The organism is Synechococcus sp. NOUM97013, assembly GCF_014279815.1.
Classification (GTDB): Bacteria; Cyanobacteriota; Cyanobacteriia; order PCC-6307; family Cyanobiaceae; genus Synechococcus_C.
The window spans coordinates 1,589,701-1,606,038 of sequence record NZ_CP047941.1; the positions used below are offsets into that span (position 1 = coordinate 1,589,701).

A 16,338-nucleotide genomic window follows, 5' to 3' on the forward strand; every position below is an offset into this window, starting at 1 on the left:
AAGGGGATGTCGCAGCCGCGTATAGGTCAGACCGTGGTCGTGGATGTCCCAGCCACCACTGCCAACATTGGCCCAGGCTTCGACTGCCTTGGTGCAGCCCTGGATCTCAACAACCGCTTCAACATGCGCCGCATCGAGGGCAACGGCGAACGCTTCGAACTGATCATCGAAGGGCAGGAAGGCTCCCATCTCCGCGGTGGCGCCGAAAACCTGGTGTACCGAGCAGCACAACGGGTCTGGAAAGCGGCGGGTGAAGAACCCATAGCGCTCGAAGCACGGGTCAGGCTTGCCGTGCCTCCCGCTCGCGGCCTTGGCAGCAGTGCCACGGCCATCGTGGCCGGACTTGTCGGTGCGAATGCCCTTGTCGGCGAACCGCTGAGCAGGGAGAAGCTGCTGGAACTGGCCATCGACATCGAAGGACACCCCGACAACGTGGTGCCCTCGCTGCTCGGCGGCCTTTGCATGACGGCCAAAGCCGCTTCACAGCGCTGGCGGGTGGTGCGCTGTGAATGGATGCACAGCGTCAAGGCCGTCGTGGCGATTCCGGCGATTCGCTTGAGCACCAGCGAAGCCAGACGTGCCATGCCCAAATCGATTCCGGTGAGCGATGCGGTGGTGAATCTCGGAGCACTCACCCTGCTGCTTCAAGGGCTGCGCACGGGCAATGGAGATCTGATCTCCGATGGCATGCACGACAGGCTCCACGAGCCTTACCGCTGGCGCTTAATCAAGGGTGGCCAGGAAGTGCGCGAAGCGGCACTGGCCGCCGGTGCATGGGGATGCGCCATCAGCGGGGCCGGGCCCAGCATTCTCGCGCTTTGCTCTGAAGAGAAAGGCGCCGCCATCAGCCAGGCCATGGTGCGGGCATGGGAGTCCGTTGGCGTCGCCAGCCGCGCGCCCCTGCTCAGCCTGCAAACCGCAGGCAGTCACTGGCAGCCAAAAGACAATTGCTGAGCCTTGGCCTGGGTAGAAGTACCCAATCGCCCCCCTGGAGCTGATAAGTTCGGTCACAATTAAGGGGAGTGTTATGGACGCCAACCTGCCGCTGACGGCTGCGTCCGACCCCGGCTTTCCCTGGCTTTCACTGATCGTGCTGCTCCCGGCAGCCGCGGCTCTGGTTATGCCGCTGTTGCCGGGTGACGACGAGAAGCCTTCGCCGATTCCACGCAACCTCGCCTTCGGCGTTTTGCTGGCAGACCTCGGCCTGATGCTGGGGGTGTTCAGCCAACACTTCGATCCACTCAGCAGCGAACTTCAACTGGTGGAGCGGGTCAGCTGGCTGCCGGCTATCGGCCTGGAGTGGTCTCTCGGCGCCGATGGGCTTTCAGCTCCTCTGGTGGTTCTGAGTGGACTGGTGACGCTGCTGTCCGTGGCCGCCAGCTGGAACATCGAGCGCAAATCACGGCTGTATTTCGGTCTGCTGCTGGTGCAGGCATCAGCCCAGGGTCTGGTGTTCCTATCGCAGGATTTTCTGCTCTTCTTCCTTGCCTGGGAACTGGAACTGGTGCCGGTTTACCTGCTTATTGCCATCTGGGGCGGAAAGAACCGCCAGTACGCAGCGACCAAATTCATCCTCTACACGGCCCTCGCCTCCCTGTTGATCCTCATCAGTGGCCTGGCGTTGGCCCTCTCGGGTGACTCATTCACCCTGAATCTGACCGAACTGGCCCAGCGCTCTCCGGGCGGGACCTTCGGTTTGCTTTGTTACCTCGGCTTCCTTGTGGGCTTTGGCGTGAAGCTGCCGATGTTCCCTCTTCACACCTGGCTGCCCGATGCCCATGGTGAAGCCAATGCGCCCGTATCAATGTTGCTGGCGGGCGTGCTGCTGAAGATGGGCGGCTACGCGCTGCTTCGTTTCAACGTTCAGATGCTGCCCGACGCACACCTGGTGTTGGCACCAGCCCTGATCATCCTCGGCATCGTGAACATCGTTTATGGCGCCCTGAATGCTTTTGCTCAGGACAACGTCAAACGGCGGATTGCCTGCAGTTCCGTCAGCCACATGGGCTTCGTGCTTCTGGGGATCGGCGCCGTGGATGCGCTCGGTCTGAGCGGCGCCATGCTCCAGATGGTCAGTCATGGCCTGATCGCGGCTGCGATGTTCTTCACCACAGGCGTGTTTTACGAACGCACCAAAACCCTGTCGATCCCCAACATGGGCGGTTTGGCCAAAGCGCTGCCGATCACGTTCGCCTTCTTCCTGGCGAGCTCCCTGGCTTCGCTCGCACTGCCCGGCATGAGCGGCTTCATCAGCGAGATCACCGTGTTCCTCGGTGTCACAAGCCAAGAAAGCTTCACAACCTTCTTCAGGGTGACCACCATCGTTCTGGCAGCGATCGGCCTCGTGCTCACACCGATCTACCTGCTCTCGATGAGCCGTCGCGTCTTCTTCGGACCCAGGATTCCGGCGCTTGCATTCGTGCAGGACATGCGCCCCCGTGAACTTGTGATCGGTCTGACCCTGCTCGTCCCCACCCTGGTGATCGGCATCTGGCCCCGCGTGGCCATGGACCTCTATGAAGCCTCGACCGATGCACTCGCATCGGATCTGGCCACCCACACGGTGGTGGCTGTGCGTGCCCTTCTTCCCCTCGGCTGATCACCATGAGCACTTCGGAACTGCTGCGAGGCGAGGGCCTTCCCCGCTTTGATGCCATTGACGCTGACCAGGTCGACCGGGAGATCCCAAATCTCCTGCACACCCTCAGCGAAGAACTAGAGACGCTGGAGTCATCCCTCGAGCAGCGCCTTAACAACCCGGCACCACTGACCTGGGACACGTTGATGTCGCCTCTTCACGCCTTGGGTGAGCGGCTGAACTGGAGCTGGGGCGTCGTCAGTCATCTCACCTCAGTGCGCAACACACCGGAATTGCGCGAAGCCCATGCGCGCCAGCAACCGGAGGTGGTTCGTTTCAGCAACCGCGTGGGGCAGAGCCAGATCATTCACAAAGCCCTCAGCCGTCTGCTCTCCGATCCCGCCCAACCTCTCGATGCCACACAAAAGCGCATCCTGGATGCGGAACTGCTCTCCATGCAGCACCGGGGCGTTGGTCTTGAAGGTGAAGACCAGGCTGCCTTCAACCGCACCAGCGAGCGGCTGGCCGCTCTCTCCACCAGCTTCAGCAATCACGTGCTGGATGCAACGCAGCAGTGGAACCTGGTGATTCACGAGCGTGATCGGTTGCGTGGCATCCCAGAGCGAGCCATGGAGATCCTGGCGGGAGCCGCGGCAGAAGCCGGCGATACCCAAGCCGATGGGTCCGCCCCCTCCGCGGCCGATGGCCCCTGGCGTCTGGGTCTGGATATGCCCCGATACCTGCCGGTGATCACCCATGCGCAGGACAGGTCCCTGCGCGAAACGCTTTACAAAGCCCAAGTGAGTCGAGCCAGCAGCGGCGATCTCGACAACGCTCCTCTCATTGAAGAGATCCTGCAGCTGCGACGCGAGCAGGCTGTGCGCCTCGGTTACAGCAACTGGGCTGAACTGAGCCTGGCTTCGAAGATGGCCGACGACGTCCAAGCCGTTGAAACACTGCTGGAGGAGTTGCGCAGCTCAGCGATGCCGGTGGCTCAGAACGAACTCACCGAGTTGAAAGCCTGTGCAGCCAACCAAGGCGCTGACGCAGCGGACGACCTCGCTCCCTGGGATGTCAGCCACTGGGCTGAACAGCTGCGGCGGGAGCGCTTTGACCTCGATCAGGAGGCTCTGCGCCCCTGGTTTCCGCTTCCCCGTGTGCTCGACGGCCTATTTGGACTGTGCGAACGCCTGTTCGGTATCCGCATTGAGGCCGCCGATGGCGAAGCTCCCGTCTGGCATGAAGACGTGCGCTTTTTCCGGGTGTTGGACCGTGACCATGCTCCCCTGGCCGCGTTCTACCTCGACCCGTTCAGCCGTCCCGCCAGCAAGCGCGGCGGTGCCTGGATGAATGAATGCCTGAGTCGCAGTCGTGATCGCAATGGGGAACCTGTCCTTCCGGTTGCATACCTGATCTGCAATCAGACGCCCCCAGCCGGGGACACACCGAGCCTGATGAGCTTTGAAGAGGTGGAAACCCTCTTCCATGAATTCGGTCACGGGCTGCAGCACATGCTCACCACCGTCGACCACCCCCAGGCTGCAGGCATTAACAACGTGGAATGGGATGCAGTGGAGCTTCCCAGCCAGTTCATGGAGAACTGGTGCCTTGACCGCAGCACCCTCATGGGCATGGCCCGTCACTGGCAGACCGATGAACCGCTCCCCGAAGCGGATTACCGCAAACTCTGCAGCAGCCGCACCTTCATGCAAGGCAATGGCACCCTGCGTCAGGTGCACTTCGCCCTCACTGATCTGCGACTGCACAGTCAGTGGACTGCAGATCTCGGCTTAAGCCCGGATGCCTTCCGTCGTCAGATCGCCGACTCCACAACAGTGCTGGCACCCGTACCTGAGGATCATTTTCTCTGCGCCTTTGGCCACATCTTTGCGGGGGGGTACGCCGCTGGCTATTACTCCTACAAGTGGGCGGAAGTGCTCAGCGCCGATGCTTTCGCCGCCTTCGAAGAGGTGGGTCTTGAACAAGACGACGCAATCGCCGCCACAGGCGAACGGTTCCGCAACACGATCCTCAGCCTGGGTGGCAGTCTCAAGCCTGCCGACGTCTACCGCCAATTCCGCGGCCGCGACGCCACCAGTGAGGCCCTCATTCGTCACACAGGCTTGGCTCAGGCCATGGCCTAATTCGTTCGAGGCCTGAGCCATGGCAGATGAACTGCTCAGGCTCAGCCCCGAATGGGGCCAACGCGCCGAGGATGGAACCGATCTTGCTCCTCTGCTGGCCCTCGACCAGGCGCTCGAGCTGAGCAGCTTGCGCCAAGGCATCAGTCGTGATGCCTTTCTTAAGGACCTTCTCAGGGATCTTCACCACCAGCAGCTGATCCCCTTGCTGCTGATGCTTCCGCGTCGTTGGAAGCTGCAGCAGGCCAGCTTGCCGGAGCATTTGCGCTCGATCGGCAACGTGCTGGAAACAGGCCTGATCAGTCCATTGCTGCTGGCCACGGTGGCGGATGACCTGCAACATCTGCTGCCCCCATCACCCAAGCGTCAACAACGGGGTGCCATCGATCGATGGAGTGAACGTGATGTAGCGCTCAGCGATCACGACACCGTGCCGCTGCCCGAAAGCCTGGACGCGCTCGAAACGATCACGGCAACAGACCTTGCAGGCCCCGCTGAGGGCTCAAAACCTGGCACCTTGGCCAAGATCAGTGCCCTCGGGAGCACGCTCTGCTGGCGCAATCAAGGGCTTCCTTCACTTCAATCCGAGCGTGCAAAACGGCGCAACCGGGTGATGGCCCAGGTGCTGAATGCACTCGGCAGCAATCGATTGCCCTCGATGCCTGGCGAATCCAAAACGGGCGGAGCCACGCCTTATCAGTTCTGTGGAGTGAGCAGTGGGCGAGCCCTGCTCCAACACCTGCGTGACCGCGGATGGCAGTGCCATGCCCGAATCCGAGCCAGCGTCGCCAGCTTCGGACTCGGTGCCAGCACGCACAACGGTGAGCATTGGCAGCAGGTCCCTCTGGCCGTTCCCTATCGGACCGGACTACTGGATGCGAATGGGGAGGAAATCAATGCACTTCTCCCCCACTGCTCTCTGGAACTGGAACTACAGCCTCCAGACCCGGAGGCTGAGAGCGTGATGGTGCAGTACTACCAGGGGACAGAGGGGCTCAATGGCTGGGCCGCTCTGAATGATCAACATCGCCCCTGGCAAAACGACCGCAGCAACGGAAGCGTGGCCTATCCGACGGATGAACTCCGCGACCACCCCTTAGAGGAGGCCCTCGATCTCTGTGAACTGATGGGAGCCGTGCATAACAGCGAAGCCCAGTTCAGTGATCTTCATGGGGGTGGGTACGGAGCTCTGGGCTTCTGCATTGACTCCACCGCCTTGGTGGAGCTGGCCATCACAGGAACAACCAGCTTGTTTCCTCTCACCCTCGGCGACCTCTGGCGAGAGCGACTGCTTCGCCAGCTCCAGCATCTGCTTGATGCGGGGCTTGAGGCACCCAACAGCTGTGTGGAGCGCTACCGCGTCAGTCTCGAGCAGCTGCCCCAGGATCTCTTCCACACCAGCAACTCTCGCTCCGATGCACAGCGCAGACTGCGGCTCAGCCAGCCCCGTCACAGTCCGTTCGCCCTCGTGCGAGCCCTCAACGGGGAGACAGCGCAGATGCCGTGAGGTCCGAGCGCTCCAGTTCACGACAGATGGCTTTCACCACCTCGCCGCGGTAAGCCACCGAAAAGGGGCCTGAGCCACCGTTATGACTCATCCCCTCAATGGGGTAGCGGTGGAGAGGATTTTTTCGCTGCCAGCGGTTCCAGTTCGAAAGAAGCAACAGCGACAGGCGGCCGGGATAGGCGATTCGTCCCAGTGCCGCGACGGGATCCCGACTGCCCACCACCATGGCCACATCCCGGATCGTTTCCAAGGCGCCGTTTCCACTGAACACACCACAGACAGTGATCACCTGCACGGGCACGCGGCAGAGCTGCTGAAGAATCTCCGCCGTACCAATGGCCATTTCTCCACCACCGCTGTACCCAACAAGAACGATGCGAGCGGCGCGGCTGGGGTGAAAGCCCGCCGACTCCAGACGGCGCGCGATCTTCAACGCGAGCTCGTAATTCATCACGGGGCCGTAACGACGATCGGAGGAAATGCCGACCTTGATCACATTGTTGGCCTGCACACAGAAGGAACAGATGAAACGGATCAGACCATTGGGGTGATGTTCCTGCAGAGCGAAGAGACGCTGCCAGAACCAACCACCCAGCGTCGTGGAGCGCAGTCCTGCATTGGTAATGGTGTAAGCCTCAATGCCTTTGACCAAGAGCGTGTCGGCAGCGATGGCGTCATCCAGGCAACCCAGAAATTCGCTGACACGCGGCGGATGACTTTCCTCGCTCTGATGAATGCCATCGAGATACACCAAGTAATGACGATGGCGGCCTTCCGGCCCCTCCTCTGCGGAAAACAATCGGCTGGGGTCAGGGAGACCCTGCATCCAGCCTTCCCAGAACACGAAATCCACCATCACCGAATACACACCGACCAGAGCGGTCACAATCACCACAACCGAGCCGAACCAGGTCAGCAGTTCAAACAGTGATTGCGGCGCCAGCAGCGAGGACGCATCCCGACGCACGGCCGTGAACCCGAGCAAGCCGAGCATCGCCACACACACCACCGCCACGACCAACCAACGGCGCCCACGACGCAGGCGACGCCGCTGATGCTGCACCGCAGACGACCGAACATTGGCGGACGAGTTGGCGGATGAACCACTCATGGCTGGGTGAGAGCTGCCACTTCACGGGCGAGCATGTCGTAGCTGGTGCGCCAACGCTGGGCAAACAACAGCCCGACCAAGAGCAAGGCAACCACAAAGCCGGGAGTGGCCACCACCAAACCAGTTAAAAGCGGAATGCCGTAGACGGCCTGCAGCAACAGCAGAACATTGAGGTGGATCCAGGCCAAGAGGCTGACCGCAATCAGATCACTCACATAGGGAGCCGCGGCCAGCACGTAAAACAGTCCGGGCCAGAGGGCAGCCCCCATGCGATTGGCAAATGTGATCGGCTGAAGAGGCACGCCCTCCAACAGCATCAGCATCAAGCTGTGGCAAAGAATTCCCAGCAGAAAGGCCAGGCTCAGCACCAGCCCATCCACCACCATGTGCATCAGGATCTGTGCTGGCGAAAGCCGATTGGCCAGGAGAGAAAACAGATGCGAAGCCGACATCGAAAGGCCGACGCCAATCAAGAGACCGACGCCGGAGTCCATGGCCAGCAGAAGCTGACCCATGGATTCCAGCGATGCCACCAGCTGCTCTGCCATCGGCTTCAGGCCTGACGGAGGTGGGGGCGATTCACGATCCAGATCACCATGATCGATAGAACGGCGCAGTAGAAGCACCACACGGAATTAAAGGCGATGCTGTAGGTGAACCAGGTGAGAAAGATCGACACAAAGATCAGGATGCCGAACAACTTGACCGCGCGGTCACTGAGTGCAACCAGCGGCAACACAATGAATCCCCAATAGGTAAGTTGACCGACTGGTTCGGTGTTCACAAAGTTGTGCCAAGTGGTATCCACTTGATAGTGAATGCGACCGGATTCGATAGCGGGTTGCACAAGGTCGGCCTGAAACAGCACGGGAATGTAAAAACCGATCCCCAGCACCGTGGCCACAATCGCCACCCATTTGAGCCGCCGTTGCAATCCCTTGGAGTCGGTACTTCGACTGATGGACCAGGCACTCCATGGAATCCAGATCATCCAGAAGCAATAGGCAAAGAACAGAAACCCCTTCGCAGCAATGCTTCCCAGAGGCTCCAATCCGCCGTTATCGATGGCCGTCCACTCCAATCCTTCGACGAGCTGCTGCACACCGAAGAAAAAGGGCACCAAGGCCAGAGGTTTGTAATCCGGCCGCTCATGGCGGGTGGCCAGATGGTTTGAATACAAACCGAGAGGAATCAGCACGGCCGATGCCGTGAAACTTGCCGAGGCCGAAAAACACATGCGCGGCTCTGGATGGAACCCCCAAAGTGTGCCCATAGGAACACAATCTGTCACCGCTGAAGCAACCAATCAGTCACGCAGAAGCGCTTGCTCCAACCGATCGAGGGCGCGCGGATCACTGATCAGTTGTTGGTGCGTGAGCACAGGGACACTGTGCACGGCCCCCACCGGAAGATGGGCTTGCCAGCCCGGCACCACCATCAGGTCCCAGCGGCAGTAGTAGCTGAGACAGTCGATCTGACGGAGCGAGGCCACATCGTCATTGAGAGAGCGCAGCAACGGACTGCCCCGCTTCATGTCCGCCAGGCCGGCAAACAGCCAGGGAGGGATCCACTGCGCGGTGATCGTGCCGCGCTGGGGACTACCGACGCTGATGAAGCGATGGGTGCGATGCACACCTCCGAGCTGTTGAAGCCAGATCCTGGAGATGACACCACCCATCGAAAAGCCGAGCAGATCAATGGTCTGCTCATCGCCGAAATGACGACGGATGTGCTCATCAAGCTGTTCCGCCAGGTTGGATAGAGGAACCGCGCCCAGGCGATGGGGCAGGTGCGGCACCAGCAGTGGAAAGGCATGGGCTTCGAGCTGCCGCTCCAGACGGCGGAACAGGCGCGGTGTATCCCACAGCCCATGCACAAGAACCAAGGGTCGCCTGGTGGCTGACGGCGCCGAGGAGGTCATCTCAGGACGGTTTGCGGCGCCAGCGTTCGATGCTCACCGTACCGACGAATCCTGGGATGGGAGGGTGGCACTTGCAGAGACGCAGCTGAATCGGAATGGAGCCATAGAGCTGTTCGAGCACGTCGAACATGCGTTCACTGAAATGTTCAATCGTCTGGCATCGAATGTCAGCGGCCAAGTTTTGAAGGGCCTTCACCGCCTGGCTGTAATCGGCGGTGGCCTCCAGCGAATCGGCCAACGCCGCCTGGCTCACATCAAGGTGCAGCGCCAGGTCAACACGAAACCACTGGCCATCGCGGCGCTCATGATCCAACACGCCAACATGGGCCCAGAGACGCAGATCATCGACCCGAATCACATCCAACGGTTGCTGAGTCATGCCGTCAGATCCCGATGGGTGAACTGACGATCACCGGAGGCATAGTCGGCAGCGATATGCCCATCACCTCGCAAGCGGTAGCGATAGGTGACTAAACCCTCAAGCCCCACAGGACCACGGGGAGGCAACGTCTGCGTGCTGATGCCCACCTCCGCGCCGAATCCATAACGGAATCCATCAGCAAAACGGGTCGAGCAGTTGTGGTAGACCCCTGCGCTGTCAACAGCTCGCAGGAACCGTTCCGCCGTGGCGCGATTGCGGGTGGAGATCGCTTCGGTGTGACGGGATCCATAACGGCGGATGTGCTCCAAGGCCATCTCGAGATCGTCCACGATTCGCACCGACAGGGTGAGATCGAGATACTCCGTGCTCCAGTCCGCATCAGTCGCCACGTCCTGGATGCCGAGACGGCAGGCTTCCGGGTCGCCGAGCAGACCCACACCCTTGGCCTGGAAGACCGGAATGGCCCTCTCTAGGAAGGCGGCGGCGATGGAGCTATGCACCAGCAACGTCTCGATGGCATTGCAGGCAGCGGGGTACTGCGTCTTGCTGTCGATGGCAATCCTCACAGCTTGGTCAGGATCAGCCTCGGCATCGACGTAAAGGTGACAGACCCCATCCGCATGCCCAAGAACCGGGATGCGGGTGTTGTCCTGAATGAAACGCACGAGCTCATTGCTGCCGCGGGGGATGATCAAATCCACCAATCCATCGAGCCGCAGCAGCGCCAGGCTGTCTTCTCGGGTGGTGAGCAAGGCGAGCGCATCAGGCGACACGGCGGTTGCCTTGAGCCCGTCTTGAAGGGCGCTCATGACCGCCTTGTTGGTGCACTCGGCTTCGCGTCCACCTTTGAGAATCGCGCCATTCCCAGATCGGATCGCCAGTGATGCGATCTGGATCACAGCATCAGGGCGTGCCTCGAAGATCACACCCACAACCCCGAGAGCCACGCTCACCCGCTCGAGCACCAGCCCTTCATCCAGTTCGCGATGCAGCTGACGCTGGCCGAGGGGGTCCGGCAATTCCGCCAGCTGACGCACACCGGCAATCGCACCATCCAGCTTGGTTGCATCGAGCTTGAGACGTGCCAGCAAGGCCGGAGCCAAGCCGCTCTGCTCAGCCCTCTGACGATCCTCAAGATTGGCCGCCACGATGGCGTCCGCGTGGGATTGGAGTGACTGGGCCATGGCCAGCAGAGCCTCACGGCGCTCCTGATCACTTGTCTGGCCCAGATCAGTCGCAGCCCGGCGCAATCCAACCGCTAGCGACAGAAGCTCCGGGGAGGGTTCTGGAACGGCCTGCACGGGCATGGATCAGCGACGACGCACCATCATCCCGCCTGGGGTGGCGCAGACGGAAGCAAACGCTGAATTGCTAGACGAGCCGCCCCCAGACGTCCAGCTCCATTGCCCAAGGCACATGCCTTGATCTGAAGACCCTCACGACTGATGGCCTGCACGCGAGACATCACCTCACGCCGCACGGCAGGCAGGAAATGGGCACTCGCCCCGGCAAGGCCACCACCCAGCAGCACCAACTGGGGCGTGAACAGATACACCAGAGAACTGATCCCGGTCCCCAGCAGCTCTCCGTAGCGATCCCAAATCGCCAGGGCGTCTTGATCGCCACGGGATGCGGCCGCGGCCAGCGCGGCAGGGTCGTCGGCGCCGAGGCGTTGCAGCCCCGTGATGCTGGCGAATTGCTCCAGAGAGCCGCGATTGCCGCTGTTGCAAGCGGGTCCTTCAGGGAACAGCGTGATCAAACCAGGCTCGGCCGCGGCACCGTGATGGCCCGTGAACAACTCACCGGAGAGCATCACGCCACCCCCGACACCAGTGCCCAGGGTCAGCAGCACCACGTCATCAAAGCCGCTGGCAGCTCCTTTCCAGGCTTCACCCACAAGCGCACAGTTGCCGTCATTGGCGAGGGTGACGCGACGGTTGAGACGGGGTTCTAGCCAGGCCGCTAGGGGCACCTCTTCCCAGCCGGGCAGGTTGATGCACACACGGGCGATGCGGGCCTCAGCATCCATCGGCCCCGGCAAACCGATCCCCACCACCGACGCGCGGCCATCGGGGTCGAGCACTCCAATGGCCTCAACGATCTCCATGCAGACAGCCCCCGGTGTGGCCGGTTGCGGGGTCGGGCGTTGATGTTCTGCCTGCAGAACACCCTCCAGGCTGAACAGCCCGAGCTTGATGGCCGTCCCTCCCAGATCAACCCCGATCACACAAGGATCTGGCATGAATCAGAACCGGAAGAACAACTGAAGCTGGCTTTGCCAAGTGCCCTGGGTGTCCACGGACCCGGATGCACTGAGATTGGAATTGATCTGGTAAGTCAGGGTGCTCTGCGCGGGAATGTCATTGCGATTGGGCGCTGCCAGAACAGAGAAATCAAAGCGGTCCGTCACGGAGACGCCGATGTCGGTGACCAGAGCCAGCTGTGGAGGAACCTGGCCAGAGATGCGCTCGGATTCACTCTGAACCACCGGTGTCACGTAGGTGGGGTAGAGAGCGAACTGCAGCCGCTGACTGAAAGCATCCGTGAGCGTGCCCAACACCGGCGACAACAGCGACTGGCCGAGCACCGCTGCAATCGCTGTGCCAGCGCCGGCACCCGACAAACCAGCCAGAGAGTTCCCACCAATCAGGGCCATCAGCTGGGGCTGTGAGAGAGCCGGTGTGCTGCGCAGCTGAATGTTCTTCACCAGGCGATCGGCGGGTCCTGTCGCCACAAGCAGCACCTTGATCAGTCGCAGTTGACCGCCCGCGCCAAGATTTCCCAGACCGTTGGAGTCAAACACTGTGGTGGAGAACGCATCGTTCTCCACCGGGATCGTGACGTTGTCCGACACCCGGGTGGTCATGGCGACATCCACATAGGGGATCAAGCCCATCGATGGCGTGAACACCGCCACGTTGGAGGCCCGACGATCGAGCGTGAAGGTGGTCGTAAACATGGACACCCGTCCGGAGAGGAGCTCCACCACCCCGCGCAGTTGCAGGTTGGGGTCCAAGGCCCCGTTCACCGTCAGCAGACCTTGGGTCTTGAACGTGGCTAAGAAGGGGACTTCAACCCGCAACTTGGGACCGAAGGACAAGCGCAGATCGCGGAATCCAATGAATGGAAGCTTGGGCATTGCGGCCTTGATCGACCGGCTTGTGTCCGCTTCGACATCAGCGCCCTGCAACACCAAAGGCTCATTGAAAGTCCACTGCTCCTCCAGCAACGCATCCACTGTGGTGGCCGATGCGGCATCTCCAGCGTTGGCCACCATCGTTGGCGATTGATCCTGACCCGAGGAGGAGGGGTCACGCGTCACCTTGGTGCGGCGGGGCTTGATCGCCCCGTGGCTGATCTCCAGTCGTCCCCCGATCTGGGGGTTCACCAGAGCACCGGTCACGATCAGGTCAGCACCGACCTCCACGTCAGCCACCGGCACCTTGATCCTGGCCTTCTCCAGCTGGAGCCGTAGCGGCTCTGGCTCCACGACCGGTTTCAGCAGCGACAGTGCCCCACTGCCGGTGAGCTGACCGCCTGACGCGAACCGGCCAGTGAGCGACTGCACCTCAAGGCGGTCGAAATCAAACACCATCGAGCCATTGACCTTGGCGAGCGACTGCCCCTGGGCCTCGAAGGCACCGTCCTTGATCACCACATAACCGTTGGCCTTGGGCGATCCGAGCGTGCCCCCGAGCAACAGGCGCAGATCCACTTCCCCTTCGTTCCAGGTCACCGCGTCGTTAGACAGTCCCGTAAGGAAACGCAGCCCATCGCCCAGGCTGACAATGCGAACATCAAGAGGCTGATCCGCGACCAATGGAATGCGACCGGTCACCGTCACCGGCTCAGACGATGACTGGGATGTGAGAGCCAGATCCAGCGTGAGAGCCTGATCCTTCAGCAGCACCTGACTGCGTTGGAAGGCAATCGGATTGGCTCCAACCTTGGCGTCTTCGAGCACGAGCTCGCTGGTGATCTCCGAGTTGGCACCGTTGAGCCGGTAGGTGCCACGCATGCCAAGAGCGCCCTTCAAGGCCGCGGGCATCGGGGCGACCAGCCCCAGCAACGCAAAGGGCAAATGCGCCAGCGAGAAGCGCCCCTCTCCACCGACAAGAGGGCCTTCAAGGCGGGCCGTAAACGGCTTGACCTGCAAGGCGTAATCCGCATCCTCTCCTTCAAGCCAGAGGTGCCCCCGGGCATTGAGCTCAAGGTTGAGGTCTGCAATCTCTGGACCCTGGAGATCAATCACCGCATCCAGCTGACCCCTGAGATCCTCTAGATGAAAGGGTTCGAGGTCGCGGTTGTCGTTCTTGGCCTTGAGCAGTGCATCACGCGCATCGCGCAAGGCACGCAACTGACCATCCAGCGTTCCGCCGAAAGTGTTCATCAGAAGGGTGCCCAGATCCGCCGCGGTGCCTTTCATCAGAGGCAGGTCCTGACTGAGCTGCAGCAAGCTGAGGGCACTGTTGCTGAGCCAGCGGGCACTGACACCCCGCGCAACGGCCTGCGCCTGCACAGCGCCGCCCATTCTGCCTTCACCCTCCAGGGTGATCTGTCCCGTGTCAGGAGGCAGAAGTTCACTGGTCAAGCTGTAACGACGATCGGAGTAGCGACCGCTCAGCAGAATCTGCTGCAGCTGCACACCCATCAGACCTGGACGCTTGAGCGTGAGGTCGGCCTGCATCGCCAGCGGCTGCAACCCCAGCGAGCCTTGCCCACTCAGCAGGCCATAAATGCCTTCCCAACGCTGCTTGGGAGGCAAGGCCAGCTCGAGACCATCCACAGCAAGATTGGTCGCCATCCAGCGATAGTCCGCCGGAGAGCCTTGCAGGCGCAGCTGACCATTGCGGCGTCGAAGCAGCACATCGGAGGGCATCCAGTCGGAGCCGAACTGAGCCTCCAACGCCCCTGGGATGACAGACCCCACTGAGGCCATCGATAACGCGCCACCACCACCGGATCGGCCCTCAAACCGACCCTTCCAGTTCTCCATCAGGCGCAGTGCACCGGCGCGTGGATGAACCACAGCGATCTGAAGATCCGGACGCAACGTCCGAAGAGGGCCACGGATCGCACCGGACGCACTGAATGTGCCATCCATCACGGTCCCCAACAGAGGACCCAGCCGTTCCAGTGGATAGGCCTCCAACTGCAGCGAGGCTTGCAGATCTCCGGTCTTGATTCCACCGTCGGCCAAAGCCAGGGGAAGCTGTGCCTCAGCATTCAGTTCGGGGCTGCGCCATTGCTCCAGACGCAGCAGCCCGGACTGGGCTGTCCATCCACCTTGGAGCGACCATTCCTTCAGCAGGGGGTTGCGGGTCTGCTGCAGGCTGAGCGCTACTTCCGGCTGGACGCTTTGACCGCGCAGGGTCAACACACCAGAGACGGGGGCTGCCGTTCCCAGCAACTTCGGCACCAGAGGCAGGCGCTTCCAGGCAGGACCGGCCAACTGAAGCTGCTGAGTCGTGACGTTCAGCCGAGGATGCAATTCACCCTTGGCCTCAACCACCAGCCCAGGGGCCCTGAGATCGAGCTGCTCGAGCGTGGCGGACCATCGCGGCCCCTGACGCCAGTCAGCCTGGAGTTCAGCACCGAGCTCCACCGGGCCATCCAGCGGGACCGCTGAAGGCAGAGCCCAGCGGCCATCCACGCGAACCCGAGGCTGACGCCAGGCGCCATCGAGATGAAAGGCCAAGCGGCGATTCTGATTGGGCTCTTCCAAAGCCCCCTTCAGATCGAAGGAACGGTTGAGACGCACGCCACCACCCACACGTGCCTGGTAGGGCCCATAGACCCAACGGCTGGTGGGCAACGAAAGCTGATCGCCAAGGCAACTGAGGCGCAGTTGCGGGGTTTGGAGGGAATGGTCCAGGGATTCACCGCTGACCGTCACATCCGCCAGCGAGAGTCCGCCGTCGCATTGGGCGCGGCCATCACGCCAGGCAAGGCGCACCTGGCCGCCCAGCTGACCCTTGAGCTGCACAGGGAAGCTGTCAGGCAGAAGGCCTTGATAACGCCCAAGCTGAAGACGCTCCAACCGCGTGCTGAGTTCCACTTCGGGTTGATCCCAGCGCCCCTCCCCCTGAACCATCACCCTGCCTCTGTCGGGAAGCATGAGCTGAAGAGACCCCTGGGCGCGCCTCTCATCCAGCTGGATTCCGCTCCAGCCAGCTGCGGACAGCGTCAAGCCAGCGGGTGCAATCCTGATCCTGGCTGGATCGAGCAAGCGCACTTGCAGGTCAAGACGCGGTGGCGCCCCTCCCTGCGGCAGGGGGCCAGGGATCCAGTAAGCCCCTTGCGCATTGCGACGCAAGTCCAGCTGAACGCCCTGAATCCTGACCGGAAGGACCGGACGCAGTCGCAACAGGCTCTCCAACGGATTGAAGCCAATGCTTAAGCGCTCGATGGCTGCGGTGGACTGGTCGGCAGATCCCGCTTGCGCCGCAATGGGACCGAAGCTGATGCCCTGAAAACCCAGTCCTCGATAGCGACCCAGACTGACCGGATGACCAAGCGGTTCGGACACCCGCGCTTCAATCACGGGGCGAAGACGTTCGAATTGCGTGGCGATCACCCGATCTGCCACGAGCCAGAGCGTCGCACCCCCAACAAAGCTTCCTCCCAGAAGGGAAAGAAACAGCTTCTGTCTGTGCGTGACGATTCCTCCTCGACGCATCGTTGCCCGTCAACAAGCC

The 16,338-nt window shown here is 61.6% G+C and carries 12 protein-coding genes; 4 read left to right on the plus strand and 8 right to left on the minus strand.

Going from position 1 to position 16,338, the window contains the following annotated elements; all coding sequences use genetic code 11:
• Window positions 1–6: 6 nt before the first annotated feature.
• The 4 genes from thrB (at window position 7) to SynNOUM97013_RS08655 (ending at window position 6,226) form a co-directional block, all read left to right on the plus strand.
• Window positions 7–954: a homoserine kinase gene (gene thrB / locus SynNOUM97013_RS08640; RefSeq protein WP_186479376.1), complete on the plus strand. Its 948-nt coding sequence runs from the start codon at window positions 7–9 to the stop codon at window positions 952–954.
• Window positions 955–1,027: 73 nt separating this feature from the next.
• Window positions 1,028–2,599: an NAD(P)H-quinone oxidoreductase subunit 4 gene (locus tag SynNOUM97013_RS08645; protein ID WP_186479377.1), complete on the plus strand. Its 1,572-nt coding sequence runs from the start codon at window positions 1,028–1,030 to the stop codon at window positions 2,597–2,599.
• Between the two features lie 5 nt (window positions 2,600–2,604).
• Window positions 2,605–4,722 carry a M3 family metallopeptidase gene (locus SynNOUM97013_RS08650; RefSeq protein ID WP_186479378.1) on the plus strand — a complete coding sequence of 706 codons (2,118 nt, stop codon included), beginning with the start codon at window positions 2,605–2,607 and terminating at the stop codon, window positions 4,720–4,722.
• A 19-nt stretch (window positions 4,723–4,741) separates the two neighbouring features.
• Window positions 4,742–6,226 (plus strand): ArgR family transcriptional regulator, encoded by a 1,485-nt coding sequence (locus SynNOUM97013_RS08655; protein WP_186479379.1) that lies wholly within the window; start codon window positions 4,742–4,744, stop codon window positions 6,224–6,226.
• Here SynNOUM97013_RS08655 and SynNOUM97013_RS08660 read toward each other — a convergent pair.
• From SynNOUM97013_RS08660 to SynNOUM97013_RS08695, 8 genes are all read right to left on the minus strand, one after another.
• Window positions 6,198–7,337 carry an alpha/beta hydrolase gene (locus SynNOUM97013_RS08660; protein ID WP_186479380.1) on the minus strand — a complete coding sequence of 380 codons (1,140 nt, stop codon included), beginning with the start codon at window positions 7,335–7,337 and terminating at the stop codon, window positions 6,198–6,200. The two genes, SynNOUM97013_RS08655 and SynNOUM97013_RS08660, sit on opposite strands and share 29 nt — an antisense overlap.
• Window positions 7,334–7,885 (minus strand): hypothetical protein, encoded by a 552-nt coding sequence (locus SynNOUM97013_RS08665; RefSeq protein WP_186479381.1) that lies wholly within the window; start codon window positions 7,883–7,885, stop codon window positions 7,334–7,336. Before SynNOUM97013_RS08665 ends, SynNOUM97013_RS08660 begins: the two co-directional genes overlap by 4 nt.
• 5 nt (window positions 7,886–7,890) lie before the next feature.
• The gene (locus SynNOUM97013_RS08670) at window positions 7,891–8,574 is read right to left on the minus strand and encodes a DUF6629 family protein (protein WP_186481538.1); all 684 of its coding nucleotides are present in this window, start codon (window positions 8,572–8,574) and stop codon (window positions 7,891–7,893) included.
• A gap of 69 nt (window positions 8,575–8,643) precedes the next feature.
• A complete protein-coding gene (locus SynNOUM97013_RS08675; RefSeq protein WP_186479382.1) occupies window positions 8,644–9,258 on the minus strand; it encodes a triacylglycerol lipase in 615 nt (204 codons plus the stop codon).
• A gap of 1 nt (window position 9,259) precedes the next feature.
• On the minus strand, window positions 9,260–9,637 hold the full coding sequence (folB, locus tag SynNOUM97013_RS08680; RefSeq protein ID WP_186479383.1) for a dihydroneopterin aldolase: 378 nt from the start codon (window positions 9,635–9,637) through the stop codon (window positions 9,260–9,262).
• Window positions 9,634–10,947 carry a glutamate-5-semialdehyde dehydrogenase gene (locus tag SynNOUM97013_RS08685; protein ID WP_186479384.1) on the minus strand — a complete coding sequence of 438 codons (1,314 nt, stop codon included), beginning with the start codon at window positions 10,945–10,947 and terminating at the stop codon, window positions 9,634–9,636. The genes folB and SynNOUM97013_RS08685 overlap by 4 nt, the downstream gene beginning before the upstream one ends.
• Window positions 10,948–10,967: 20 nt before the next feature.
• Window positions 10,968–11,882 carry an ROK family protein gene (locus SynNOUM97013_RS08690; protein ID WP_186479385.1) on the minus strand — a complete coding sequence of 305 codons (915 nt, stop codon included), beginning with the start codon at window positions 11,880–11,882 and terminating at the stop codon, window positions 10,968–10,970.
• A gap of 3 nt (window positions 11,883–11,885) precedes the next feature.
• The gene (locus tag SynNOUM97013_RS08695) at window positions 11,886–16,319 is read right to left on the minus strand and encodes a translocation/assembly module TamB domain-containing protein (protein WP_186479386.1); all 4,434 of its coding nucleotides are present in this window, start codon (window positions 16,317–16,319) and stop codon (window positions 11,886–11,888) included.
• Window positions 16,320–16,338 lie beyond the last annotated feature (19 nt).

Bases quoted from the DNA above. Each gene is read 5' to 3' on its own strand.
- thrB (WP_186479376.1), top strand. From the start codon at position 7: ATGTCGCAGCCGCGTATAGGTCAGACCGTGGTCGTGGATGTCCCAGCC.
- SynNOUM97013_RS08645 (WP_186479377.1), top strand. From the start codon at position 1,028: ATGGACGCCAACCTGCCGCTGACGGCTGCGTCCGACCCCGGCTTTCCC.
- SynNOUM97013_RS08650 (WP_186479378.1), top strand. From the start codon at position 2,605: ATGAGCACTTCGGAACTGCTGCGAGGCGAGGGCCTTCCCCGCTTTGAT.
- SynNOUM97013_RS08655 (WP_186479379.1), top strand. From the start codon at position 4,742: ATGGCAGATGAACTGCTCAGGCTCAGCCCCGAATGGGGCCAACGCGCC.
- SynNOUM97013_RS08660 (WP_186479380.1), bottom strand. From the start codon at position 7,337: ATGAGTGGTTCATCCGCCAACTCGTCCGCCAATGTTCGGTCGTCTGCG.
- SynNOUM97013_RS08665 (WP_186479381.1), bottom strand. From the start codon at position 7,885: ATGGCAGAGCAGCTGGTGGCATCGCTGGAATCCATGGGTCAGCTTCTG.
- SynNOUM97013_RS08670 (WP_186481538.1), bottom strand. From the start codon at position 8,574: ATGTGTTTTTCGGCCTCGGCAAGTTTCACGGCATCGGCCGTGCTGATT.
- SynNOUM97013_RS08675 (WP_186479382.1), bottom strand. From the start codon at position 9,258: ATGACCTCCTCGGCGCCGTCAGCCACCAGGCGACCCTTGGTTCTTGTG.
- folB (WP_186479383.1), bottom strand. From the start codon at position 9,637: ATGACTCAGCAACCGTTGGATGTGATTCGGGTCGATGATCTGCGTCTC.
- SynNOUM97013_RS08685 (WP_186479384.1), bottom strand. From the start codon at position 10,947: ATGCCCGTGCAGGCCGTTCCAGAACCCTCCCCGGAGCTTCTGTCGCTA.
- SynNOUM97013_RS08690 (WP_186479385.1), bottom strand. From the start codon at position 11,882: ATGCCAGATCCTTGTGTGATCGGGGTTGATCTGGGAGGGACGGCCATC.
- SynNOUM97013_RS08695 (WP_186479386.1), bottom strand. From the start codon at position 16,319: ATGCGTCGAGGAGGAATCGTCACGCACAGACAGAAGCTGTTTCTTTCC.